The sequence below is a fragment of the Salsuginibacillus halophilus genome (genome assembly GCF_003014715.1).
GTDB classification, from domain to species: Bacteria; Bacillota; Bacilli; order Bacillales; family Marinococcaceae; genus Salsuginibacillus; species Salsuginibacillus halophilus.
This window is the reverse complement of record NZ_PYAV01000022.1, coordinates 1-25,500: the sequence shown is the minus strand read 5'-3', so window position 1 is coordinate 25,500 and position 25,500 is coordinate 1. Positions and strand designations below refer to the sequence as shown.

At 46.1% G+C, this 25,500-nt stretch carries 21 protein-coding genes, 6 tRNA genes and 2 rRNA genes; 8 read left to right on the top strand and 21 right to left on the bottom strand.

The annotated features are described in order from the left end of the window. Window positions 1-78: 78 nt before the first annotated feature. From B0H94_RS14810 to sigW, 6 genes are all read right to left on the bottom strand, one after another. Window positions 79-312, bottom strand: a complete 234-nt coding sequence (locus B0H94_RS14810) for a hypothetical protein (protein WP_106590032.1) — start codon at window positions 310-312, stop codon at window positions 79-81. 896 nt (window positions 313-1,208) lie between these two features. Then, entirely contained in the window at window positions 1,209-3,011 is a 1,803-nt protein-coding gene (gene glmS / locus B0H94_RS14805; protein WP_106590031.1) for a glutamine--fructose-6-phosphate transaminase (isomerizing), read from the bottom strand. A 479-nt stretch (window positions 3,012-3,490) separates the two neighbouring features. After that, the gene (gene glmM / locus B0H94_RS14800; RefSeq protein WP_106590030.1) at window positions 3,491-4,840 is read right to left on the bottom strand and encodes a phosphoglucosamine mutase; all 1,350 of its coding nucleotides are present in this window, start codon (window positions 4,838-4,840) and stop codon (window positions 3,491-3,493) included. 34 nt (window positions 4,841-4,874) lie between these two features. Next, window positions 4,875-6,110 (bottom strand): CdaR family protein, encoded by a 1,236-nt coding sequence (locus tag B0H94_RS14795; RefSeq protein WP_181315441.1) that lies wholly within the window; start codon window positions 6,108-6,110, stop codon window positions 4,875-4,877. Next, entirely contained in the window at window positions 6,103-6,927 is an 825-nt protein-coding gene (gene cdaA, locus B0H94_RS14790) for a diadenylate cyclase CdaA (RefSeq protein WP_106590028.1), read from the bottom strand. The genes B0H94_RS14795 and cdaA overlap by 8 nt, the downstream gene beginning before the upstream one ends. Before the next feature lie 255 nt (window positions 6,928-7,182). Continuing rightward, complete coding sequence (sigW, locus tag B0H94_RS14785; protein WP_106590027.1) at window positions 7,183-7,755, bottom strand: RNA polymerase sigma factor SigW; 573 nt, start codon at window positions 7,753-7,755, stop codon at window positions 7,183-7,185. A 212-nt stretch (window positions 7,756-7,967) separates the two neighbouring features. Here sigW and B0H94_RS14780 point away from each other — a divergent pair, with 212 nt between their 5' ends. Then, entirely contained in the window at window positions 7,968-8,165 is a 198-nt protein-coding gene (locus B0H94_RS14780; protein ID WP_106590026.1) for an aspartyl-phosphate phosphatase Spo0E family protein, read from the top strand. A gap of 137 nt (window positions 8,166-8,302) precedes the next feature. On the opposite strand, the gene B0H94_RS14775 is transcribed toward B0H94_RS14780, so the two are convergent. The 7 genes from B0H94_RS14775 to B0H94_RS14745 form a co-directional block, all read right to left on the bottom strand. After that, window positions 8,303-8,377, bottom strand: a tRNA-Gly gene (locus B0H94_RS14775). Between the two features lie 3 nt (window positions 8,378-8,380). Further along, window positions 8,381-8,456: transfer RNA gene (locus tag B0H94_RS14770), tRNA-Lys, on the bottom strand. Between the two features lie 4 nt (window positions 8,457-8,460). Continuing rightward, window positions 8,461-8,545 (bottom strand) — tRNA-Tyr (locus tag B0H94_RS14765). Window positions 8,546-8,549: 4 nt separating this feature from the next. Continuing rightward, window positions 8,550-8,624: transfer RNA gene (locus B0H94_RS14760), tRNA-Glu, on the bottom strand. A 228-nt stretch (window positions 8,625-8,852) separates the two neighbouring features. Next, window positions 8,853-10,082, bottom strand: a complete 1,230-nt coding sequence (locus tag B0H94_RS14755; RefSeq protein ID WP_106590025.1) for a D-alanine--D-alanine ligase family protein — start codon at window positions 10,080-10,082, stop codon at window positions 8,853-8,855. Window positions 10,083-10,108: 26 nt separating this feature from the next. Next, entirely contained in the window at window positions 10,109-11,692 is a 1,584-nt protein-coding gene (locus tag B0H94_RS14750) for a UDP-N-acetylmuramoyl-tripeptide--D-alanyl-D-alanine ligase (protein WP_106590024.1), read from the bottom strand. Further along, the gene (locus B0H94_RS14745) at window positions 11,685-12,467 is read right to left on the bottom strand and encodes an alpha/beta fold hydrolase (protein ID WP_106590023.1); all 783 of its coding nucleotides are present in this window, start codon (window positions 12,465-12,467) and stop codon (window positions 11,685-11,687) included. The genes B0H94_RS14750 and B0H94_RS14745 overlap by 8 nt, the downstream gene beginning before the upstream one ends. A 241-nt stretch (window positions 12,468-12,708) precedes the next feature. Here B0H94_RS14745 and B0H94_RS14740 point away from each other — a divergent pair, with 241 nt between their 5' ends. The 4 genes from B0H94_RS14740 (at window position 12,709) to B0H94_RS14725 (ending at window position 16,279) form a co-directional block, all read left to right on the top strand. Further along, window positions 12,709-12,990, top strand: a complete 282-nt coding sequence (locus tag B0H94_RS14740; protein WP_106590022.1) for a hypothetical protein — start codon at window positions 12,709-12,711, stop codon at window positions 12,988-12,990. A 323-nt stretch (window positions 12,991-13,313) separates the two neighbouring features. Beyond that, complete coding sequence (locus tag B0H94_RS15330; protein WP_181315440.1) at window positions 13,314-14,081, top strand: hypothetical protein; 768 nt, start codon at window positions 13,314-13,316, stop codon at window positions 14,079-14,081. 147 nt (window positions 14,082-14,228) lie between these two features. After that, window positions 14,229-14,819 carry a TetR/AcrR family transcriptional regulator gene (locus B0H94_RS14730; RefSeq protein ID WP_181315439.1) on the top strand — a complete coding sequence of 197 codons (591 nt, stop codon included), beginning with the start codon at window positions 14,229-14,231 and terminating at the stop codon, window positions 14,817-14,819. Between the two features lie 20 nt (window positions 14,820-14,839). Further along, complete coding sequence (locus tag B0H94_RS14725) at window positions 14,840-16,279, top strand: MFS transporter (RefSeq protein WP_106590020.1); 1,440 nt, start codon at window positions 14,840-14,842, stop codon at window positions 16,277-16,279. A gap of 205 nt (window positions 16,280-16,484) precedes the next feature. On the opposite strand, the gene B0H94_RS14720 is transcribed toward B0H94_RS14725, so the two are convergent. Together B0H94_RS14720 and B0H94_RS14715 are read right to left on the bottom strand one after the other, a co-directional pair. Beyond that, window positions 16,485-17,399, bottom strand: a complete 915-nt coding sequence (locus B0H94_RS14720) for a YVTN family beta-propeller repeat protein (RefSeq protein WP_106590019.1) — start codon at window positions 17,397-17,399, stop codon at window positions 16,485-16,487. 23 nt (window positions 17,400-17,422) lie between these two features. Then, on the bottom strand, window positions 17,423-18,706 hold the full coding sequence (locus B0H94_RS14715) for an MFS transporter (protein ID WP_245894080.1): 1,284 nt from the start codon (window positions 18,704-18,706) through the stop codon (window positions 17,423-17,425). 190 nt (window positions 18,707-18,896) lie between these two features. Between B0H94_RS14715 and B0H94_RS14710 the strand changes: the two genes are divergently transcribed. Next, window positions 18,897-20,135 carry a DNA polymerase IV gene (locus B0H94_RS14710; RefSeq protein WP_106590033.1) on the top strand — a complete coding sequence of 413 codons (1,239 nt, stop codon included), beginning with the start codon at window positions 18,897-18,899 and terminating at the stop codon, window positions 20,133-20,135. 39 nt (window positions 20,136-20,174) lie between these two features. Here the strand turns inward: B0H94_RS14710 and cls are convergent, their stop codons facing one another. Then, window positions 20,175-21,623, bottom strand: a complete 1,449-nt coding sequence (gene cls / locus B0H94_RS14705; protein ID WP_106590018.1) for a cardiolipin synthase — start codon at window positions 21,621-21,623, stop codon at window positions 20,175-20,177. Window positions 21,624-21,823: 200 nt separating this feature from the next. Between cls and B0H94_RS14700 the strand changes: the two genes are divergently transcribed. Together B0H94_RS14700 and B0H94_RS14695 are read left to right on the top strand one after the other, a co-directional pair. Beyond that, entirely contained in the window at window positions 21,824-22,153 is a 330-nt protein-coding gene (locus tag B0H94_RS14700; RefSeq protein WP_106590017.1) for a hypothetical protein, read from the top strand. A gap of 140 nt (window positions 22,154-22,293) precedes the next feature. Next, window positions 22,294-23,184, top strand: coding sequence for an aldo/keto reductase (locus B0H94_RS14695; RefSeq protein ID WP_106590016.1), 891 nt, complete (start codon window positions 22,294-22,296; stop codon window positions 23,182-23,184). Between the two features lie 319 nt (window positions 23,185-23,503). Here the strand turns inward: B0H94_RS14695 and B0H94_RS14690 are convergent, their stop codons facing one another. From B0H94_RS14690 to B0H94_RS14670, 5 genes are all read right to left on the bottom strand, one after another. Next, on the bottom strand, window positions 23,504-24,643 hold the full coding sequence (locus B0H94_RS14690; RefSeq protein WP_106590015.1) for a CapA family protein: 1,140 nt from the start codon (window positions 24,641-24,643) through the stop codon (window positions 23,504-23,506). Window positions 24,644-24,917: 274 nt separating this feature from the next. Continuing rightward, window positions 24,918-24,993 (bottom strand) — tRNA-Thr (locus B0H94_RS14685). Window positions 24,994-25,000: 7 nt separating this feature from the next. After that, window positions 25,001-25,075, bottom strand: a tRNA-Asn gene (locus B0H94_RS14680). 26 nt (window positions 25,076-25,101) lie between these two features. Then, a 5S ribosomal RNA gene (rrf, locus tag B0H94_RS14675) occupies window positions 25,102-25,218 on the bottom strand. 83 nt (window positions 25,219-25,301) lie between these two features. Next, window positions 25,302-25,500: ribosomal RNA gene (locus tag B0H94_RS14670) — 23S ribosomal RNA — on the bottom strand; the annotation flags it as partial.

The window sequence follows — 25,500 nt, the reverse complement described above, 5'->3', positions numbered from 1 at the left end:
TTGGGGCTGGCAAGTCTTTTTTTTATGTTTTTCTGCTCTGCAGCGTTATGTACTTTTTCGTTTCATAACTTTGCACTTCTATTTTGCAATATACACTTGATGTTTTTTTAAAATGTTAACAATGTCATCCACTGCTTGAGAGTCAATGGGGTAGTCAGATCCGTAGGGATTCGCTCCTTTCCATACCATTTGATATTCATCTATACGTGTTGGATTTAGAATTTCAAAAAATTTTTCAGTTACATCTTTCACTAGAGGCATCCCGAAATCATAAGAGAAGCCTGCGCCCAATAAGAGGCCTTTCTTTGTCACAAACACCCCTCCCCACTACTCGTGATAAAGCTAATTTTACAATTGACTCCCCTTGCTTCTCTATATTACACGAGTTATTTCTTTTATAGCACCCCATAACTGTGCTAAAAATTGAATAGCTAATCAGCACACAATGCTGATTAGCATCTAATAAGTTCCCCCCTTACCACTACTATGTCCCACTACAACTCTCACCTTCCAAAACCCCCAATCCCCCACAACCCTTGCCACACCTCGCCTTAACCCCTCTTTCACCCCACTTATCCACAATTTCTATTAGAACTCTCGCTTTCCAAAATAACCTCTAAATTTAACTAATAAATCCCATTTATGGGCTTGAAAGGATTTGAAAAGTAGAACTCTCTCTTTCCAAAATCACCGCCAATTTTCACCCGAAAAACACCGAAAAAACCCAGGCTTGAGATAAGCTTGAGGAAGTCAGGTAAAAACGCTTAAAATCGCATGAGAGTAGGCTTGAAAAAGATTCTGAGGGAGGTAGAAAAGGCCGAAAAATGATAAAAAACGCGACCCGCTGATGGCTGATTCAGGGGTCGCGATCTGGGTGGCGCTTGATCCAATTTTGGAAACTCGAGTTTCATTTTGGAAAACCAGAGTTCAAAATGGAAAGTGAGAGTTTTAGGTGGACAGAAGGCTTGAGGAAGTCAGGTAAAAACGCTAAAAATCGCATGAGAATAGGCTTGAAAAAGATTCTGAGGGAGGTAGAAAAGGCCGAAAAATGATAAAGAACGCGACCCGCTGATGGCTGATTCAGGGGCCGCGATATGGCTGGCGCTTGATCCTACTTTGGAAACTCGAGTTTCACTTTGGAACGTGGGAGTTCAAAATGGAAAGTGAGAGTTTTAGGTGGACACAAGCACACATTTATAAATTTGTGATTATTCGACTGTTACACTCTTGGCAAGGTTACGCGGCTTATCAACGTCGCAGCCGCGGTGCAATGCTGCATAGTAAGAGATCAGCTGCATCGGCACAACCGAAGCAAGGGGTGTTAAATTGTTGTGTACTTTCGGAAGTACAACTTCGTCGCCTTCTTTTTGTGTGTCTTCCGTGCTGATTACACACGTATTGGCGCCGCGGGCTGCAACTTCTTGTACGTTGCCACGGATGTTGGCATCTACGTGTTCCTGTGTGCTTAGCGCAACAACCGGCGTGCCGTCCTCAATTAAAGCGATTGTACCATGTTTTAACTCACCGCCGGCAAATCCTTCTGCTTGAATGTAGGAGATCTCTTTCAGCTTAAGCGCTCCTTCAAGCACGACATGGTAGTCAAAGGCACGGCCGATAAAGAAACAACTTTGGGCATCAAATAGATAATCACGGGCGATTTGTTCCATAATGTTCTTTTGATCACAAAGCGTTTCCATCGCGTTTGCGGCAATGCTTAATTCATGAATTGCATTGAATTCTTCACTGCTGCCAGTTGCTCGCGCTCCGTCCATTGCGAGAATCGATAATACCGCCATCTGTGCAGTATATGCTTTCGTTGAAGCCACTGCGATTTCCGGGCCGGCATACGTATGCAGCGTAAAGTCTGCCTCGCGGGAAAGGGTAGACCCTGGTACGTTTGTAATTGTAAGAGATTTATATCCCTGTTCTTTTACGTTAACCAGCACCCCGCGGCAGTCTGCAGTTTCACCACTTTGAGAGATAAAGATAAAGAGCGGATTATCGCTTAGAAGCGGCATGTTGTACATGAACTCACTTGCAATATGGACTTCCACCGGCTTACCGGCTACCTTTTCCATTAGTTCTTTACCGACAAGGCCGGCATGATAACTCGTGCCTGCTGCGATAATGTACAAGCGGTCCGCTTCGTTTAAGGCATTACGCACTTCTTGATCGAGTTTAATATCATCGTTTTCATCTTGATACTTTTGAATAATGTTACGGATGACAAACGGCTGCTCATCAATCTCTTTTAACATAAAGTGCGCGTACGTTCCTTTTTCTGTGTCGCTTTCATCAAGTTCAGCGATAAAGGAGTCACGTTGTACCGCTTCACCTTCAAGGTTTGTAATCGTTAGCGCATCGCGGGTTACAATCACCGCTTCTTGGTCCATAAGCTCGACAAATTCTTTCGTAACGTGGAGCATCGCCATCGAGTCAGATGCGACAACATTACCGTCTTGAGCCAGACCTACGAGAAGCGGGCTCTTATTTTTGCCGACATAAATGGTGTCTTGATCTTCACTATCAAGCAGCGCAATCGCATAAGAACCTTTCAACAGGCTGAGCGTTTTCCGGAAGGCGGCCGGGATATCGCCTAGTTCACCTGCTAAATGTTCCATCAGCTGCACGATAATTTCAGTATCGGTTTCACTGACAAGCGCTGTCTCCGGAAGGTACTCCGCTTTCAGCTCTTCAAAGTTTTCAATAACACCATTATGCACAAGCGTAAAGCGGCCGGATGTACTTTGGTGCGGGTGGGCATTTGTCTTGCTCGGTGCGCCGTGGGTTGCCCAGCGCGTATGACCGACACCTGCTGTACCTGCGGCTGTTTGATCTACAGCCTCACGAAGTGTTGCGATCCGGCCCTTTTCTTTATATACATCCGCTGCTGTTTCTTGAGCGACGGCAATGCCTGCGGAGTCGTAACCGCGATACTCAAGCTTTTCCAAACCTTTCAGCAAAATCTCCGGCACTTGCTGTTCTCCAATATATCCTACAATTCCACACATATCTCGTCATCCTCCTGTTAATTGAGGCAGCGAGATGCACGGGGCACCTGCTGCCCCGCTCTTTATCATCGTTTTTTGTGCCAGCGCACAAGGCTTTGTCCAGAAAGTCACCTTTCTGTTTTCCCTCTTGTGCTTACGGTTGTGGCTTGCAACCGGGAGGCATCCGCCGATCATCGATGAACCTCCTCCTCGTCAACTGTCCAGCTGCTTCGTCCGCGGACAGTCCAGGCGCTTTGATTATGAACTTGTCGCCGACCTCCCTTCCATTAATAAATGTTTCTTTAAGCATATCTTTCCTTATTCAGCCGGTCAATACGAAAAACGACCCAGCCAAAACTGTGCCACACCGAGGACGTTCCCGCTGCTTTCGACATGTAAACATCACTGCTTTATCCTATGCCTTGTCACTAAAAAATGTACGTCATAAGTGAGCACCGGCTGCACGAAATTTGTGCTGCACCGGTGCTTACGACAAACCTCTATTCGGCAGTAACGCCCATATGACTGCGCACCACTTGAGCCACACGCTCAACATAGCGGTCGCATTTTTCTTCGGTTTCTGCTTCAGCCATCACGCGCACGAGTGGTTCGGTACCGGATGGACGTACCAGGATCCGCCCTTGATCACCGAGTTCATTTTCAATCTCGCGGATTTCTGCATGAATCGCCTCATTTGTGTGAATCGCATCGCGGTCAACAACACGGACGTTTTCAAGCTTCTGTGGGAATTTCTGCATCTCTGCTGCAAGCTCTGAAAGAGACTTGCCTTTCACCTTCATAATGTTAACAAGCTGCAGGGCGCTCATCATACCGTCACCTGTCGTTACGTGATCGAGGAAAATGATATGACCCGACTGTTCACCGCCGAAGTTATAGTCATTCTCAATCATTTCTTCCATAACGTAACGATCTCCTACAGGGGTTTGTGCTGTTTGAATACCTTCAGCTTCAAGTGATTTATAAAGGCCGAGGTTACTCATTACTGTAGTAACAAGCGTCTGCTTTTTCAAAAGACCTTCTTCTTTTAAATACTTTGCACAAATAAACATGATCCGGTCGCCATCAACGATATTTCCTTTCTCGTCTACAGCAATGAGACGGTCAGCATCCCCGTCAAAAGCAAGACCGACATCTGCGCCTTTTTCCTTCACGAAATCTGCAAGCGGTCCCGGGGTTGTTGAACCGACGCCATCATTGATGTTGATTCCGTCAGGATTGTTCCCCATCGTGGAGATTTCTGCATCAAGATCAGCAAACAAACGCGGTGCCAGTGAAGACGCGGCTCCGTGCGCACAATCAAGCGCAATGTGCAAGCCGGAGAAGTCTTCTTCCACCGACTGCTTTAAATGCTGCATGTACTTTTGACAGCCTTCAAAGTAGTCGCTCACATTCCCAACACTACCACCGGTCGGGCGTGGTAGTTCATCGCTTTCGTTAAGCAGTTCTTCGATCCGCTCTTCTGCTGCTTCACTTAGCTTATGACCGCTTTTAGCGAAAAATTTAATGCCATTATCTTCGACTGGGTTGTGTGAAGCAGAAATCATCACACCTGCTTCAGCACTTAACGCTTTGGTTAAATACGCTACACCTGGTGTTGAGAGCGTTCCAAGGCGCATGACTTCAACGCCAATAGACAATAAACCTGCCACAAGGGCGCTTTCGAGCATTTCTCCGGAAATCCGGGTGTCACGTCCGACGACAACTTTCGCTTTCTCCTGACCTTCAGTTAATGCATAGCCGCCGGCGCGCCCGAGCTGAAAAGCAAGCTCCGGGGTTAACTCTGTATTCGCTACGCCCCGTACGCCATCTGTTCCGAAATACTTGCCCATACGTGCATCTCTCCTTCAAATTGCCAGCCTCCGGCTAGTCTTCTTCATTCCATTCTACTTCGACAACAGTCGGGGAGAGCTCATGGCGCGTCTCCTCAGGACCGTCATATTGAATCGGCCATTCCTCGTTGTCTTCATCTGCTGTATCTTCATCGACATAAATTCGAAAATCACTTCGGTCCATTCCTAATAAAAACTCTTCAGCACCGTACAACGTTACATCTGCAGCTTGGTCTTCCGGTGCCTCAACCGAATAATCAGCATCATCTGGTACATCACTGAAATCAATGGGAACGCCGGAGAAATCACGGTTATCTTCCTCCGCAACTTCCACGTCAGCCTCAACCGTTTCCGGCTCTGCACGTTCAACGCCCGGCGGCGCTTGAACATCAAGTTCATACGTGCCCGATTCGGTAACGTCATCTAAGTTTAAAACAACACCATCAAGTGTTTCAATATTTTCAATCACATCAAGCGGTCCATACAACGTGATTTCATTTGGCGAAAGCGCAATATCTTCAATTCCAAGCCCTTCCGGAAGCTCACCTTCGCGGGTTAAATTCACCGGCACTGTAACCGAAGGAGTTGTGACAGGTACTGTAACTTCTACACTTTCCGGTACAATGTCCACTTCAAGTTCATTGCCCAGCTCGCCGTAGACAACCACATCTACGTCCTGGGTAACGTCACTGTCGGCTTCGGTCATATCAACAAAAGCATATACATCTTCAATTTCATCAAGAACAGAGCGCGGCCCGGTCACTTCAACTTCACTTGGTTCAACAACCGGCGTCTCAGCTTCATAGCCAGGTGCCATGTCTTCTTCATTGTTTAACTCGGCATTAACCGGTAAAGATGCGGTCATCCGCTCTTCAAGTTCGACGCGCACAAATTCAGGAACAACTGAGATTCCAAGCTCTGCTGGAAACCCTTGGTGCTCGACAGTCGCATGATGAACGCCTGCCCCCCGGTCTTCAAGGTCTACATACACTTCGTAGTTACCCTGGGTGATCTGAAACAACCGGAGTGCGCTTTGGGGACCTGTTAACTGTACATCTACCGTTTCATTTAATTCAACTAAATCATATGATTCCTCATCATAATAAGCTGTGATCTCTTCATCTTCTAAATTTAACGTGCCTTCGTTAACCGTCGGCAGTACCCCGGCTTGATTGTTGAAGTCATCCATGTTCACCATCATAAATAACATAAACGCAATCAACAAGGAGATGAATTTGACAAACCAATGATTATTAAACATCTTATCCATTTTTGCGCCCTCCCCAGTTCCAGCGCGGTGCCGGAGCACTCTTTGACTCACCAAGCAGCTGGGTCTCCAGCATCCTGCGTAACGTTTCTTCATCTAGATCTCTGTGAAGATCGCCATTTTTAGTGACAGAGATCCCGCCGGTTTCTTCAGAGACTGCAATCGTTAAACAATCTGTTACTTCACTGATACCAAGCGCGGCCCGGTGCCTTGTGCCTAGTTCTTTAGAGATGAACGGATTCTCCGATAGCGGCAGATAGCAGGCAGCTGCTGAAATTTCATTTGAGCGCATAATAACTGCTCCATCATGAAGCGGGGTGTTTGGAATAAAAACGTTAATCAAAAGTTCCTGGGTTACTTTTGCATTCATTGGTATGCCGGTTTCAATATAATCGTTCATACCGGTTTCATTTTCAATTGAAATTAACGCACCGATTCTGCGTTTCGCCATATAACGAACAGATTTGATTATTGCCTCGATCGTCTTTAAAGCATCCTCTTCTTCTTGATCACCGGCCCGCTGAAACAAGCGCCCGCGCCCGAGCTGTTCAAGTGCCCGGCGTAATTCGGGCTGGAAGATGATAATGATCGCAAGCAAACCATATGTAACTAACTGCGACATAATAAACTGCAAGGTACGCAAGCCAAAGAAACTGCTTAAAAACCATACAAGCAAAATGACTGTAATCCCTTTAACGAGCTGGACCGCCCGTGTACCTCGGATGACTGTAATCAGCTTATAAACAACAAAGGCAACAAGCAGTATATCTATAGCCTGACCGAGCAGGCTGAAAAATTGTAAGTCTTGCCCAAAAAACATATCTGAGCCTCCAGTTTTTTAGTGGAGCGCATGCACAAAACTGCCAAATGCACTTATATCTCATTATAGCACAAAATCCCCCATTTCAGCCTTCTTGAAATGAAGAAGTGAACATTGAGGGATATAATTTCTCTTATTATGAAGTTGATCGAAATAACAAATATATGTAAGTTACAAAAAATAGTTTGTTTATAAAAGTTTTTGTCACCGGAAAGCAGGCAGTGCAGCCCGCTTTAGCACAAATTTTCATGTACCTTATAAACTTTCCACCTTGATGAACTGTTTTCGCAAAGCTTCACGCCCACGATGAACGTGGGTTTTCACTGTATTTTCCGGCAGCTGCAGGCGACAGCTGATCTCTTCGGTAGAACAGTCTTCCATATACTTCAGCAAAATCACTTTTCTGTACTTGGGCGGAAGTGCCATAACCGCATGCCGTACCTGCTCCTGCCATTCCTGCTGCACCACTTTATCTTCCGGGCACACAACAGGGGCAGCTACTGCATTGTAACCATTCATGCCGCTGCTTTCAGGAAGCTCAGCGTCCAAATAAAGGTCCGGTTTACGCTTGCGGATGCGATCAATGGTTAAATTCGTTGCAATCCGGTACAGCCACGTTGAAAACTTGCGATTGACATCATAGCGGTTTAAGTTGATATAAGCACGCAAAAACGTCTCCTGTGCAATTTCTTGTGCTTCATGTGAATTGTGGGTCATCCGGCAGACATGAGAATAGATCGGAGCCGTATATGTATCAACGATCGCACGATACGCCTGATCATTTCCCTGCCTTACTTCTTCAATACTTACGTGAATATCATCTTCCATCAATATCCACCTCCACCTGCAATTCATCGGTGACCAAAGGCCCGGCACAGCTTAAAAATCTATCAATGCCTAAATAGACCAACACTTATTATATCATAATTATTCAGAAAATCATGGATATTTGGGATCATAAAGTAAGTTTGAACCAAATTGTTACAGGGTATAATTTCCACAAAGGCGCAGTTGCATTTGAAAGGAGGTGTCTCAGAGCCATGAAGATCAAGGCTCTATGTGCTGAAATTGAAGACTTAAGGAATGCCTTGAACGAAACGTCAAAACAGGATTCTTTAACTTCTCCAGAAATGATCCGTTTAAGCCATCACTTGGATGAACTGCTTAATCAGTACGATGAAATACTGGTTCAAGGTGGACAACCGTGTCACTCTTATCCATGTGCTGCTTCGTTATAGATGTCCCATCCAAACTTCGCGCCCGGGCTCATAAACCAGGGCGCGTTCTTTATGTATCTATGTCATATAAAAAACCCTTGAAGTGGGTTTACTTCAAGGGCTTACTTTATAAAAGGCGAATGGACTTATCAACAAAATGGAGCGGAAGACGGGATTCGAACCCGCGACCCCTACCTTGGCAAGGTAGTGTTCTACCACTGAACTACTTCCGCAAATGGTGAGCCATGGAGGATTCGAACCTCCGACCCTCTGATTAAAAGTCAGATGCTCTGCCAGCTGAGCTAATGGCTCGTTATGGTGGAGGGGGACGGATTCGAACCGCCGAACCCGAAGGAGCGGATTTACAGTCCGCCGCGTTTGGCCAACTTCGCTACCCCTCCATATTGGTGACCCGTAGGGGATTCGAACCCCTGTTACCGCCGTGAAAGGGCGGTGTCTTAACCACTTGACCAACGGGCCTTTTTTGTCTAAGTGATGCGGTCTGTCCCGCTGACAAATTATATTATAGCTATCTTATCAAGTAATTGCAAGGGTTGATTTGAATTTTTATTTTTAAAATGATTCATACATTTTTGCGGCTCGTTAACCTGATTGCATGTTACTGCACAACACCCTTTCACACCGGCTAAAACAACGATTTTTTAAATAGAAAACCTGCTGCAGATTGGCATCCGCAGCAGGCTTCAGTTAGCTTTTGCTTCCGTTTTTACTTCCTTTAGCTCCGCCGCCCTGCATCGCAAATAAGTTGGAGTCAATGGAGAACGTGAGACGCTCCCGTTCACGCTTACGCTTTAACCCGAGTTGAATGAGCTCATGCGTAAGTTGTGTGAAGTCTTTTCCTGCCGGCTCCCATAAATAGAATGATAGCGAGCCTGGGATCGTGTTGATTTCATTTACATAAACCTGGCCCGTATCTTCGTCCATCATAATATCCACGCGGGAAACGCCGTTACAGCCGAGCGCCTTAAAGGTGCGCACTGCCAGATCCTCAACCGTCTCGCGCTTTTCTTCGGCAATTTCAGCCGGAATGATCCGGTCAGTGTTTTCCATACCGCCGCTGCTTCCGCCTTTTTGCGGGTCAGCGCTGCCGCCATCTTTGGCACCGCCGCCCCCTTGATATTTATCCTGGTAGCTTAAAATCTCTTCAGTTTTCAAGACTTCTTCAATGACCGATGGCGCTGCGCTTTCATAGTCTCCCAGCACCGAACAGTTCACTTCACGCATATTTTGAATCATCGGCTCAACAATCACTTTCGTTGTGAACTGAAATGCTTCTTCCACGGCGTCCTCTAGCTCTGCACGGTTAGAAGCTGTCCCAATACCAACACTTGAGCCTAAGTTTGCCGGTTTCACGATCGCTGGATACCCTGCTATGCTTTCCATCTGCTCAAGCCATCCTTCACGGTTCTCGGCCCAGTCCGATGTATAGAGCCACACTTCCGGAAGTACAGGCACCTTTTGATCACGAAGAACCTGCTTCATTTTCACTTTATCCATCCCTGCCGCTGAAGCTGTCACATCACAGCCGGCATACGGGAGATCGTACAATTCAAACATCCCCTGCAGTACGCCGTCTTCACCAAAAGTACCGTGCACAACCGGCAGGGCAAAATCAATTTCAGCGGCCGTCTTTTTACCAAACTTCGGCTGTGGATCTTTCTGAAGCAGCACAGCACCTTCTTCGCCTTTTGCCGCGGTTATCTTCTGTGCATCTTGAAGCAGCTGCTTTAAATCTTTGAAATTCTCAATATTAAAGAGAACGTCCCCGGTGTACCACGTGCGGTCTTTTGCAATATAAACCGGGACCGGCTCATAGCGCTGTTGATCCATGGCCTGCATCGCCTGTAAAGCAGAAATAACAGAAACTTCATGCTCAACCGAGACGCCACCAAAAAATACGCCGACTCTTGTTTTCATGCGGTCCGTACCTCCTTATTGCTGGATTATTCGTTAAACGTATCCGGCAGGTCATTTTCAAGCAGTACAACAGACGGCTCTGTTGCGATTTGCTGCATACGCTCGAGCGCATCCTGCAGGTCACTTGCTACATAATACTGATCCTGCGGATAATTTTTCTCCTGCAATCCATCCTGCAGGGGTGCTGTCTGCTTTTGACCAACTAGAATAATATAATCACATACATCTGCTGCTTTTTCAGCCAGTGCTTTATTCAATTCGTACTCTTTTTCGCCGAGTTCGATCATTCCCGGGGTTACAAGCACCTTCTTCTCCGGCATACTGCCGAGCACTTCAAGCGCCATGCCGGCCCCCACCGGGTTGGAGTTAAAGCTGTCATCTACAATCGTGATATTGCCGGAGGACTTCTTCAATTCCAGGCGGTGCGCTACCGGCTGCAATGTTCTCAGCGCCCGGGCAATTGTTTCAAGGTCCATCCCTTTTTCTGATGCAACAGCTACAGCAGCTAAGATGTTGTAAATGTTATGCCGTCCGAGAAGTTTCGTTTCGACTTCTACCGTTGAACCATCGTACTTTAAAATTGTAAAAGCAGTACCGCGAGAAGAATATGATATATCCATGGCACGATAATGCAGATCCGAAGCATCGATACCGTAGTAAATGGTCCGGCATTTATTCTGCTGTTCGTAGCTCATAATATTTTCATCATCTTTGTTTAAAAAAGCGGTCCCTTCATGTGGCAGCGTTTCTACAATTTCAAACTTTGTCTTTTGAATATTGCTAAGGGACTTGAACGTTTCCAAGTGCTGCTCACCTACAGCTGTTAAAATGCCGTATTTATGATGAACAAGCTCGCAGATTTCTTCAATATCATGCTCCTGCTTGGCTCCCATTTCAGCAATAAACAGTTCGTGATACGGTTTAAGCATCGTCCGGATCGTTTTTGTCACACCCATTTTCGTGTTGTAACTCTCCGGTGTCATTAAAACGTTGTAGCGGGCGGAAAGCACGGTTTCTAAAACGTGCTTTGTACTTGTTTTGCCGTAACTTCCGGTAATACCGACCACTTCTAAGTCCGGCATGGATTGTACCCGTTTTTCTGCATCATTGAAGTAGTATTGATTAATCTGGCGCTCGATCGGCCAGTTCACAAAATTACCAACAAGAATGAATAAGTAACTGCCAATCGCAGCCAGCACCGGGAGAAGCAAGGTCCAGATCAGACTGCTCTCTTCACCTGCGCTGATCCAAAAGGAAACTGAAACAAGCACAACGTGTAGTATACCGATTGTGACAAGCAGACGTTTAACCCGCGACGTATACACAAGCTTTTTCTTTTCCTGTGTTTTCGGTCTGAAATAGCATGCTAAACCATAAATGAGTGCGCCAATTAGAAAACCTGCCCACGGTGCGAGCCAGAAAGCGATCAACGCGGCCAGCGCGAAAAAGGACGTTACCGGAAAGGCCCGGAAACGGTTTTGATTAGCCCAGCGGAGGAACCGCTCGTTACGATAAGCATTTAACTGCAGCATGTGCACCCCTTTACGTACACGCAAAGTGATATATAAAGCCCAAGCTGCAAAAAAGAGTAACATCATTAAGTTAACCATTCGCTGCACCCTCCTCCTTTTCGTCTTGCAGGAAGTGATCTAAGATGCGGAGAAACTGCTGCAGCTGATCTAAGTACGCATAATGTCCGGCATTTTTTAAAACGACAAGACCTGCATCCGGAATTGCTTTTTCCATCACTTGACCATCTGATACCGGCGTTGCTTCGTCATTTTCGCCCCAAACGAGCAATGTAGGCACATGAATGTGCGGCATATGATGCTGTAAATCTTCATTCACAACCTTAACCATCGTCTGCTGCATCACACCTGAAGCCTGTTGGTAATCAGAAGATCCTACCCGACCTTTTACTTTCATTAAAATGTCATCCCGGTAACGACGAAGGAAAGGAAGGTTTAACCCTCGTTTCAATGCTTTATAACTATAAACTTTCACATAGTAAGAAGGTTTTCGTTTCGGCTTTACGCCGGCACTATCCACAAGGATCACCTTCTTTGTCTTGTAAGCTGCCGCATATTTAATAGAAACCCGACCGCCAAATGAATGACCAACCAATACCGGCTGCTCAATACCAAGTTCAACAAACAGCTTTCGAATCAATTCCGTATAATCACCCACCGTCCACGGCTCCGGCGGTTCTTCACTTTCCCCAAAACCCGGAAAGTCAATCGACCAAACTGTAAAATGATTTTCAAGGTTGTTGTGCACCGGTGCAAATGCTTGAATATTTGCTCCCCAGCCGTGCAGCAACACCACATCTTGTCCTTCACCGGACCTGTGGTAATGAATGCGGACCCCGTCAATATCTATAAACACAAAACATACGCTCCATTTCTTCGTACGCAATGTACGCCTATCTTTCATTATTCTATGTTGAGACTTGCATTTAAACACAAAAACTCACCATATCATCTTACCATAACTCTTTTAAATCGAGAATGTGCGATTTCGACCGTTATAACGCTTCATGCTTAAGTCCCTGACTTTCTTAGTTTTAGCCTTAAAAGTTACGGGAAACAATTCTAAGTACCAGTTGATGATTAAAGGAGGCTCTTACATGAAAATTGATGAAATTCGTACCGCAGATAATGAGAAGCTGCAATTTGAATCCGGTGAGTTAAACAATGAAGGTGACCAGTGGACAGCCGAACTCCGCGGCGTGGATAACCATGGGATCGTATTTGAATCCTTAAGCGACAACATCCACCGCAACTTCCAGTTTGAAACGGAAGATGGGACCTACACCGGACAAGCTGTTGTCTCAAGTGTTGATAACAATGAAGACAAAAACTTCAACCTTGTCACACTTGAAGGTAAAACAAAGCTCAACAAAGCATAAAACATTTCTGCTTAACAGTAGAATTCAATACTTTGTTCTTAAAACCCTTCTGTCTTTCGAGCGGGAGGGTTTTCCTGTGCGGATGTTGAGATCATACCGATGACAATTCAAGAGTCTTTCTACGGGCTATGCCTCTCGGTTAAAGACGGCCAAAATCTTTCGACATGCGAAATAAATGAGCCACTATTCCTGATTTTTATCAAAAAATAACTTGTAATTTGTAAAATCTTCGAAATGATTTTGAATCTCTAGTTTTATGGGAAAAAGATTTCTACGATGATATAGGACATTTTGTTTATAAGTGACGAAAGGGGAACAATAATATGAAAAAATTCACACTAACTTTTGGTATGGCTTCTGTGCTCGTTCTAGCAGCTTGTAATGGCGAGGAACCAGCTGATGAAGGCATGGACGATACTGACGACACAGATGTAGAAGAAACTGAAGATGCAGATGATGAAGACATGGATGACGATGATGATGAAGATGAAGACGACGATGAAGACGACGATGACGATGAAGGCTTAGATGATGAAGATATTGACGAAGCTGACGAGGCTGAAGACGGTGATTATGACATCGATTTCCTTGGCGACAGTGTCCATGAAGCAGATGACATTGAAGCTGAAGGCTCTTCCGGGAGTGTTGACGTAAACATTGATTACATTAATATTTACGAAACAGATCATGAAGACGGCGAGGCAGCAATCGTTGCGAACATTCACGTTGAAAATACCGAGGATGAATACGCAGTCTTCTATTCTGACCAATCTTACGTCTCTGTGAACGAAGGCGACGAAGAGTACAGCCCTGATGTTTTAGAATCTGACGGTGTTGGTGGCGAAATGGCAGAAACATCTGAAGACAGTGGTCACGTTGTGTACGTTGTTGAAGAGTCCCCTGAAGACATCGAGCACCTGCACTTCCATTTCGATGCTGCAACCGATGAAGCCGGTGAATCCATTGGTGAAGAAATTGCAATTGATGTCGACTTAAACGGCGACGACGATATGGATGATGAGGACATGGACGACGAGGACGACGATGTCATGGATGACGATGATGATGAGGATAACGGCGACGACGAATAATCCGCCCGGCCCGGAGCTGTATAGTGCAGCTTCGGGCTTTAATATATACACCAGCGGAAGTCGCAATACTCTTTCTTTTGACACACGAAATATTTTTATATACGCTAAATGTTAGTGAGTGCTAACTACCAGTTCGGAGGATCAATCATGGCAGAAAAAGAAACGACGCGCGAAGCGATTTTGCGCGCCTGTGTTGAACAAATGGAAGAAAAGGGATACGGACGCACGACAACCAAAGAAATTGCTGAACATGCCGGGGTCAGTGAGATGACGATATTCCGCCACTTCGGTTCAAAGCAGAACATTCTGCTTGCAGCAATCGATGCCCATTCTTACCTCCCGTGCATTGAAGCGCTTTTTTCCAAACATATTACGTATCAACTTGAAAACGATTTGATATTAATTAGTGAAACGTATCAACAATTGATGAAACAAAATCAAAGTCTAATTTTTATCGGGTTAAACGAACGTCATACCATGCCTGAAATAAACGAAACCGCCGCTGAAAACCCTAAGCAACTAAAGCTGTTTATTATTAACTACTTTCAAGAGATGCAGCACCGCGGACGGCTCCGCCCGGATTTGGATCTTGAAGCTCATGCAATGACATTGCTTTGGCTGAATGCCGGGTATTTTATCGCCTCAGGCTCTTCACCCCAGCAAGCTGTCACTGATGTTACCCAAGACCGCTTTATTGAGGCAAGTATCCGAACGTTTGCCCGCGGACTCACGGTTTAAGAACGAAAGAGGGGATCTTTATGTCTACATCTACTTCCACCCTGCCGCAAAACAATGAATTAAACGAACAAAGCCGTAAACAACTCATCCGGCTTCTTGCACTTATTTTAATTTTCGCCGTTATGAACGGCACAATGTTTAATGTCGCCATTCCCGACATTTCAGAAACATTTGGTTTAATGCCCTCACAAGTGAGCTGGGTCATGACCGGTTACGTCATGGTATATGCGATCGCCTCTGTAATGTACGGAAAGCTTGCCGATATGTATCCGATCCGCAACCTGTTAACGATCGGGATTGCTTTGTTTGCCGCTGGCTCTCTTTTAGGCTTTTTCGCGCCAAACTACACAACGCTGTTAGCAGCCAGAGTTCTTCAGGCCATGGGCGGAGCTACGATTCCGGCGCTCTCGTTCATTATCCCTGCCCGCTTCTTTCCTTCTGAAAAAGGAAAAGTTTTTGGTATTATTGCCTCTACTGTCGCATTCGCATCAGGCGTTGGACCGATTGCCGGCGGCATGATCGGCGGCGTTTTGGAATGGCGGTATTTGTTTTTATTCCCTGCCGTGTCTGTGCTGGCCATCCCATTCTTCCGCAAGTGGATTCCTCATGAAGAAACACGCGGCGGTCGCCTTGATATTTTTGGTGGATTGTTGACGGCATCCGTTGTAGCTTCACTGCTATCTTATGTAACCACCTTAAACCCGTGGTTTCTTATACTATTTGCGGTCAGCGTGCCGCTGTTCATCTGGCGGATGAAAACAGCAGAGGATCCCTTTATTAACCCTGCCATCCTAGCCGATGCGTCATTCCGGACAACAGTATTAACGAGCTTTTTAGGTACGAGTGCTATGTTTGGCTTAATTTTTGTGATTCCGATTATGCTGCGGGAACTGTATGATATGAGCACCCTCGGCATTGGACTTATGCTGTTTCCAGGCGCCATGCTTGCAGGCATCTTTGGCCGTTACGGCGGTCGCCTTGTGGATGAAAAAGGGAGCCGCTTTGTTGTGCGTCTTGCGTTTATTTTAATTACCGCCGGCGTCTTTTTCATCTCAACATTTGCCGGAGCATTGCCTGTTGTACTCGCACTTGCGATTGTTGTTGCCTACCTTGGCTTCCCGCTTGTGCAAAGTTCCACAGCCGGACTTTTATCATCCATCCTACCCGCAGAGAAAAACGGGGTTGGCTTCGGATTGTTTAATTTGTTTAACTTTATCTCCGGCGCATTCAGCAGCGCGATTTTCGGTGCGGTACTCGACTGGCAGTCAGTAACCTATACGTTGAATCCAGTTGCAGCCCACGGAGACCATGCGATTTTCAGCAACGTATTTTTCAGCCTAGGAATCGTTGCTTTAATTGCTCTGTTTATTTTTTCACGCACCTTCCGTTCGCAGGAAACAGACCCATCGTTTACGAAACACGAACCGGCCCAGCGCGAAGCCGCCGCCGAAGCCCGTTAATTAAATTGAAGCGCCACTCCCTTGAAACAGGGATCGCTCCGGCGGAAATGGACCGCCCCACGCTTATAATGGACCGAGACCCCGCAAAGTTGGAGCTGCTTCAACTCCAGTGGAGCTCACTCGGGCAAAAACGGACCGCCTCTCCCTCGAAATGAACATAAAAAAAAAGCTGCGATCCTCATCGATCGCAGCTTTTTCAGGATATTCAGCGCTTTAGGTACGCGATGCCGTCGGGATGGATACCCGCCGGGATTCGCGCTGTCTCTGTCAGCGTATGCATATCAATAACTGAAATGTCGTTTGTCTTATTATTTGCGACATACGCATAGTCCCCTGCCGGATCAAACACCGTTCCACCCGGCCACACACCAACGCGGATCCGTTTAATTTCCCACGGACGGATCTCGCCTTTTAACTCCTGCTCTGTTTGAATAATCGATAAATCCCCGGATTCGCGGTTTGGAATAAGCGCATACTTGCCATCAGGTGAAAATACGAGCCGGACCGGCACCGCCCCTATCCGCCGTTTATACTTCACTTCGTATGTTTCAGTATCCATCACCCAGAGCGTACCATCCTCTTGATTTGCTACATACATGTGATGACCTTTCGGGTGAATCGCCAAACCTTCCGGGCCTGGTCCTACAGGGATATGATTGACGACCTCTTCGCGCTTCGTATCTATAACTGTAACATTATGACTCCCAATGTTCGGCACATACACGAGGCTTCCGTCCGGGCTGAAAGAAATCATATGGGATTTATCTTGATACGTTGGAAATACTTTTTCAATTTCATCTGTGGCTGTATCAATAATAAAAACCTTTTCGCTGAACGTTGAAGCAAGGTAAAGCTTGCTGCCATCCTTTGTTAAGTCCACCCCATGAGGAAAATTGAAATCCGGATGTTCAAGCCGCCTTACAATTTCAAGCTTGTCATTATCAATGATATTTACAGCATTGCCGAGTGAACACGTCACATACGTTTTCTTTTGATCGTGACTAACAACAACTTCATGAGGATTGAAGTCCGTTTCAATCACTTTCTCTGTCTCATATGTGGCCGGATTAATAAACGACACCGTATCTTCATCTTTATTTAATACAACTAAGTAACTCATTTGTCATCCTCCTAATCATAGATTTAAACCGTCTGCTTGGGACCTGGATTCCGCCATGATACAAGTGCTGCTGCCAAGGAAAAAGTAAGCATCACGAGTAAAATTTCTGTATATCCGCCAAACGTATCAAACGCAAGACCAAACGGCAGCGGACCAAGCGAAGATGCAATCACTGTTGTCGTCATCCCTGCCCCTTTAATGGAGCCAAGATGTCTGCGGCCGAAGTACGTCGGTAAAATCATAGCGATACAAAGTGTACCAAAGCCGCCGGCAATCCCCCGAAGCAGCCCGAAAGTTAAAGCTGCCGCAAAACCGCCACCGAACCAAATGGCGAGTACCGCAAGTGCCTCAAGAACAAACACGAGAGCAAATACACGGTGGACCGCCCACTTCTCAAGCGCAAAGCCGGCTATAAATGAAAGCGGGAACGCGATCATCGCCATTAAACTTAAAATAAACGCTGATTCTCCACGTGTCAGCCCCTGCTCTCCAAGAATCGAGACGATATGAAACGTAAGCCCGGTATTGACCATGGCTGGTACACCGATACAAAACAGCACACCCCAAAACGTCCGACTTTTGAAAGCTTGATGCAGTGTCCAATCCTTTGCACCAGTAACACTACTCTCCTCTTCAGCAGTCGTACGATCTTCATGTGTCCTTAACGGCTGACCGGTGTCCGGTGTAATCCCGTAATCTTCCGGGCGGTTTCGCACCAAAAGCAGCGCAAACGGCACGTAAGTCACAAATAACACAACCGCCCACGCCTGCCAGGCACCAGCCCAGCCGAGTGACGCAATTAACCAGACATTCAACACCGGAAGCGCCGCCGAGCTTAAAAACCCGCCAACTTCCATAAAAGCAAAAGCCCGGCCGCGCTTGGCATCAAACCATTGGGGAATGAGCGTGTTCGGCACAAGTTCCATGACCCCTTGCCCGAATAATCGGATCATAAAAAAACCGAACATCATCATTACCGGGCCGATAATCCAGCTGTTAAACAAGCAGGCAACCCCGAGCATCGTACCAGCTGCTACTGACATCCACCGCTGGCCAAAACGGTCGACGAGCCGCCCCATAAAAATCATTAACATACCTGACGCCAAAGTCGCTCCAGAGTACAAACCGGAAATCAGCGACCGACTCCATCCGAACTCTTCAACGTAAGCATCAATAAATATCGACACTGAATACGTCTGTCCCGGACCGGATAAAAACACAGCCCAGGCGGCCATGAAGACAATCACCCAGCCATAAAAAAACGGAAAGCGCTGGATCAGGGAGGATTTGTTTTGATTCCCCTTCAATATGTATCACTCCCTTATGTAACAGCACGAAATTATTTCGCTTTGCTAAACAACTTCATTGTACCATGATTCAACTACTGAACACAGAATTTTCAAATGTTATCTACTACCTGCGCGGAAGAAATTACACGTTTACAAGAACTAACGTTCGTATATAATGGAAGAGAAGGCTGACCAAAAGCGAGGGATGATGATGGAACGCGCCATTTTGCTTTTAGATATGCAGTCGTTTTACGCGATGGTCGAAAAGCGTGACCGCCCTGAACTTTGGCATCACCCGGTTGTTGTTGCAGGTGATCCTGAAATTCGAACCGGTGTCATTCTCGCTGCCTGTCCTGAAGCAAAACGCTGGGGTGTAAAAACAGCAGAAACGTTAAGAGATGCTGAAACAAAATGCCCCAACCTTACCGTGATCCGGCCAAGAATGCAGCATTACATTGATACAGCAGTGGAAATCACCTCAATCATGCAGCAGTTTACTGACCTTGTTGAGCCGTACAGCATTGATGAAACATTTGCAGATATTACTCACTTAACACGAGGCGTTCATTTACCTGAAACGATCGCCCGCCGCATGCAGGCGCGGATTGAAACCGCCACTGCTGTTCCTGTACGCATCGGGATTGCATCCACGAAAGTGCTTGCAAAAATGGCTTGTGATCATTTTGCAAAGCCCGACCCAATCGGGATTTTTCACCTATACGATGAGGAGGTTTCCCGTCAGCTCTGGCCGCTTCCTATTGGCGATATGTTCGGCGTTGGCAAGCGGATGAATCATCACCTGCGCCGTATCGGGATCCGCACTATTGGTCAGCTCGCGAACTATCCATTAGAAGAACTTACACGGCGCTGGGGGATTAACGGTGAAGTGCTGTGGCGCACCGCCTGGGGTCAAGATGACGCTCCGGTCGATCCAGACACGCATGTTGAAAGAAAAGCAATCGGTCACCATATGACACTTCCGCGCGACTACCAAACTTGGGAGGAAATTAAGGTCATCATCAGGGAGTTGAGTGAAGAAGTTGCCGCCCGAACACGCTCGGAGCGCTGCATCGGCACAGTGATTCATGCCTCGCTGCACGGACATGACCATGAAGGGCTTCCCGCCGGCTTCCATCGGCAGTTAACGTTAGAAGAAGCGACAGCTGACGGACGAACCATTGCTGATGCTGCTTTAACGCTTTGTGCCCGTTTTTGGGAATCTACTGCTGTGCGAAGCGCTGGTGTCACCCTTAGCAGCCTCGCGCCGGACGATGCCAAGCAGTTATCACTGTTTCATACCTTTGATGAAGACCGGGAAGCGTTAAACGCCACGACCGATAAAATTTGTGAAAGGTACGGTGAGGGGGCGTTATTCTATGCGGCTTCTTTAACCCGGGCCGGGCAGGCAAGGCTGCGCTCACAAAAAATCGGGGGGCACTACAAATAAAAAACTCGTTGCAGGACATAGCCTCAACGAGTTTTAAAATTACAATATTGGCGACAATAAACGGGAGATCGATTCTTTAAAACGAATCCAAAGTGAGCGCTGCGCATAGCGCTCCTCGGTCATCTCCCAAGAATACGTCATATCATCTTCAAAAATATCCGCAAGCTGGCGGGACGTTTCTTCATGATAAATAAATGCATTAACCTCAAAGTTCAAGCGGAAACTCCGTACATCAATATTCGCCGTTCCTACTGAGCTTACTTTCCGGTCCACAACCATCGTTTTAGAGTGCATAAAGCCGTTATCATAAATATAAAAACGTGCACCTGCTTTTAACAACTCACCCATATACCAGTAAGTTGCCCAGTAAACAAAGATATGATCCGGTTTATTCGGAATCATAATCCGGACATCTTTCCCGGATAGCGCCGCAATTCGGAGCGCATCGAGAAGGCTCGTATCTGGAATAAAATACGGTGTTTGAATATAAACGGACTCTTTTGCTGATGTAATCAGCTTCAAATATCCATTTTTAATCTGCTCCCACTCAGAATCTGGCCCGCTTGTGACGACTTGAATCGGCGTATGCCCTTTTGGTTCTTTATCCGGAAAATAGCGCGGATCATACTGCAGACTTCGTTCTTTCACGGCTTGATTCCAATCTAGGAAAAACCGGGTTTGCAGCGTATCAACAGCTGAACCTTCCAAACGGATTTGTGTATCACGCCAGTAACCAAACTTTTTTGATAACCCTAAATATTCATCCCCAACGTTAAAGCCGCCTGTATAGCCAATCTCCCCATCGATAATCACCATTTTCCTGTGGTTACGGTAATTCAACCGTAAGTTTACATAAGGGATTTTTGAAGGGAAGAACACCCCGACATCTCCACCGGAATCAAGAATGGAACGAAACTGCCGGCGCGATAAACTACGAGAGCCAAGATCATCGTACAAGAATCTTACCTTCACACCCTGCCGCGCCTTTTCAGCTAAAGCTTCAATTAACCGTTCGCCAAGGGCATCTTTACGGAATATGTAATACTGAACATGGATATGATCCTCTGCTGCTTCAATATCCCGAAAAAGCTGCTCGAACTTATCATGGCCATCTGTCATAATCGACAGCTCATTATCTTGGGTAAATACCGCACCGTTATTCATTAACAGCATATAAATTAAATCCCGATTGTTTTCCACATTCATATCTTGGAATAAAAATCGGTTGGTACGAATCGCCTGAAGTTGATTGGCAATCACATCAGAAATCCCGACTTTTTCAATGTCTTTCCAGGAGAACAACCGCTTCCGGCTTAAGTTCTGCCCGAAAATGATATAAAAAATGAATCCGACAAACGGAACAAAGAATAAAATCATCAACCATGCCCACGTAGCTGCAGGATCCCGGCGCTCGAGAAAGATGATAATACCTGCGAAAATGAAATTGGCAATAAATAAGATTGTTACAACGACAGATAAAATAGACATACACACTCACCTAACCTACACGTGCCGGATTTAACGACCTGCTTTCTTTATCGTATCATGACACACCTTTATTGTCCGCTTCCTTTTTTTTATCCGCCATAAACCCGCAAAATTTGCAGCAATTTCTTTCTACGTACAAAGTTTAATTCACGTTTTTATCGGGTAAAAATGACTTAGTTCTACTTAGGAGTGTTTTTATTTTGGATGATAACCAACGTCTATTACGAAAAATTGAAATGTTTGAGCATATGATCGCTTACTTGCCTGACCAGGAAGCTGTCCAGGTGGAGTTTAAAAACTTTTTCCAAGAAATTATGCAGCTGAATCCAAGCCGACACATTCCGCTGTGTGAAATTTCAGCCCTTTTAAAAGTCCGGAAACCTATCATTTTTCAGACGTTGAATAACCAATGGCGCCACGATCCCGCTTTAGGTGCAATTTTTAACACAATGCCAGATGCCTACAAAGCATTAGATACATTAAACCAGTTAAAATCCAACCTTCGCACAAGCGACGTAAAGGAAGCATAAAAAAGAGAAGAGGCTTCTGCCCCTTCTCATGCTCCCGGCTCTTCAACAACGAACTCTCAATTCTACATACCCATACCAGCAAATATTTTTGAAACGTAATCATCACAGCAATATACTCATCAGCTCGTTTGTATGAAAGGATGATCCCCTTGAACCAATCCGAACTTACAGACTACGTGCAAAACCGTACCATCACACTGCCTGATGGTACCCGCCTGCCTCAGCTCGGCCAAGGAACTTGGCACATGGGTGAGCAAAAAGATAAGGAAGATGATGAAATCTACGCTTTGCAAACCGGTATTGATGCCGGCATGACGCTCATTGATACAGCAGAAATGTATGGAAATGGCGGCGCAGAAAAGATTGTCGGTAAAGCCATCGAAAGCCGGCGCGACGACGTCTTTCTCGTCTCCAAAGTTTTTCCGCACAATGCCGGTGGTGAACGTCTCATCAATGCCTGCGAACAAAGCTTGCAGCGGCTCGGAACGGAAACAATTGATTTGTACCTACTTCACTGGCGCGGCGGTGTGCCGCTTCGGGAGACGATTGATGGTATGGAGCAACTAAAGCGCGAAGGGAAAATTCAGCGGTGGGGGGTCTCCAACTTGGATAAGGCAGATATTGAGGAACTTCTCGCGCTTCCAAATGGCGAAAACTGCACCGTCAACCAAGTGCTCTATCACCTTGGTTCGCGCGGCATCGAATATGACCTGTTACCGCGGATGCGGCGTGCCGGTATGCCGGCAATGGCCTACTGCCCGCTGGCGCAAGCGGGTCGGCTCGGCGGAAAAGTGCATGAGCATAGCGTTGTTCAAAGCATTGCAAATGAACAAAGGGTAGACCCACTGCAAATCTTACTTGCCTGGGTGGTGCAGGCTTCAGACATTTTTGCAATCCCGAAAACAGATCAAAGCGAACGGGTCTGGGAAAATGCCCGCGCCGCTGCCATCAACTTAACCAATGATGAACTCGCACGTCTCGATGCTGCTTTTCCCCCACCCTCTACAAAGCAGCCACTCGATATCGTATAATAAAAAGAGCGCGCTGCTGAAACCGGCAGGGCGCTCTTTTTTTGGAGGGAATGCTCCATTTAACAGTTATAATCCAATTAAAGCATGGAAAGAATAGCGCTGATAACTACCACTAAACCTATAATCATTAAAATCGTACGAATCATTGCAACGGCCTCCTTTTTCAGCTTCTTGTTATACCTTTTCCGAAAACTTGCATTATGAAACTGAATTGGCCGAAATTGTGAACGAAGTCCTTTTCTGCGTTAAATACGTTTGCACCTCTTTCATTTGTGGAAAAGAAACAGTTTAAATCTTTGAAGAAGCCTCTCTGCGCCAATTACGGCTTGGGATGAATGTCAAAGCCATTGATACTCACTCCATACGAGTGGTCAGCTAAAAACTGCATAACTTTACCTTGATAAGCTTCACCTTGATCTACAACTTGGTCTTGATCGATATGCCACGGCTCAAAACTCATCGCTACATCGCCATCTTGTAATTTAAAATGAAGTAAGCCTGTTTCAGCCGTTGGTCCTTCAACATAATCCGGAAACAAAAAATTCCCGATTGAATAAGCGACCGGCTGATCATCAAAGAATTCAAAGCCTTGCAGGACGTGAGGGTGTGTACCAACCACAGCATCTGCTCCAGCGCTAACCATGGATTCAGCATACGTTCTTGTCGCCTCTTCCGGGGTATGCTCACCTTCATTGCCCCAGTGCATATATACGAGGACGTAATCTGCAGAGTCATCTGCCGCTGCGATCTTTTGCACCACTCGTTCACGCTGATAACCGCTGGCAATCCCAGGTTTATTTTCACCGGCATACCAATCCACACTAGGTAAAACTTCAGAGAAAGCTAAAATTTTTATCGTTTTACCGTGAAGTTCAACGGTATGGGGGGCATACGCTTCAGATTTATCAGCACCGGCCCCTGCATGATCCAGACCTGCTTCGTCTAAAGATTCCACAGTATCAAGTAGACCTGCTTCGCGATAATCCATCGTATGGTTGTTTGCAAGCGAAACAAAGTCAAACCCTGCGTTAACGAGCCCAGTTAAATGATCTGCATCCGCTTGAAAGTTATAGATCTTTTCATACGGCTGCGCGTGATCCGTTACAGCTGTTTCTAAGTTGGCAATCGCATAATCAGCTTGCTGCACAGATTCGCTCACATGTTCAAACGGGTAATCAGGACCGTGCTGGGCTACAGTATCTTCAAGCGACCACTCAAACATAACGTCTCCTGCAAAAATCATATGTATTGCTTCTTCTTCTTCATAAACCGTTTCACTTGAGGAAGTTCGCGGCTCTATTTCTTTCGACTGAAGCTCTTCAATTGCCTCCGACTCTGCGTGAGCAGTTGTTAACCCGGAACTTTTCCCCGAAACCTCATTCGGCGATTTAGAATCACTGCTCTCACAGCCAAGACATAATAATGCAGCAGCCGCTGCTGCACTCCAAACATACTTCATTTCTCTTACCCCTTTTTGTAGGTCAAATCTTTCACAAAATAGATTATCGCACCTTGTTACTTACCATTGATGATTTTACTACAACAAGTTAGCTAGATCTATATATATAAGGAAATCGTTAACTATATTTTCCTTTTCAATAATAGGGGTAAGGGTTTTGAAGTGACGTTTAGATGGATTCGAGTTTTCTTGTTAAGGTTATCAATTGACTTTATTTCCACGTAAAAAGGGGTTCCAGCAATCGCCGGAACCCCTGTCATATAAGTATTTGCAATGGAGCTTCCTACCGGATTCGAACCGGTGACCTCATCCTTACCATGGATGCGCTCTACCTACTGAGCTAAGGAAGCATAAAAATGGCTCCACAGGCAGGATTCGAACCTGCGACAACTCGGTTAACAGCCGAGGGCTCTACCACTGAGCTACTGTGGAATATCATATAATATAAAAATAAATCAGCTTGGCGACGTCCTACGCTCACAAAGGGTTGCCCCTTCATTACCATCGGCGCTGAAGAACTTAACTTCCGTGTTCGGCATGGGAACGGGTGTGACCTCTTCGCCGTCATCACCAAGCTGATTGAGCGTCGTTCGCTCAAAACTGGATAACCGACAACTGCTTCCACAATGATCTGCGTCTTGGTTCGTAAATGTGTCTATAGGATAAGCCCTCGATCGATTAGTATCGGTCAGCTCCATGTGTCACCACACGTCCACTTCCGACCTATCAACCTCGTCATCTTCGAGGGATCTTACTCACTTGACGTGATGGGAAATTTCATCTCGAGGGGGGCTTCATGCTTAGATGCTTTCAGCACTTATCCCGGCCGCACGTAGCTACCCAGCGATGCTCCTGGC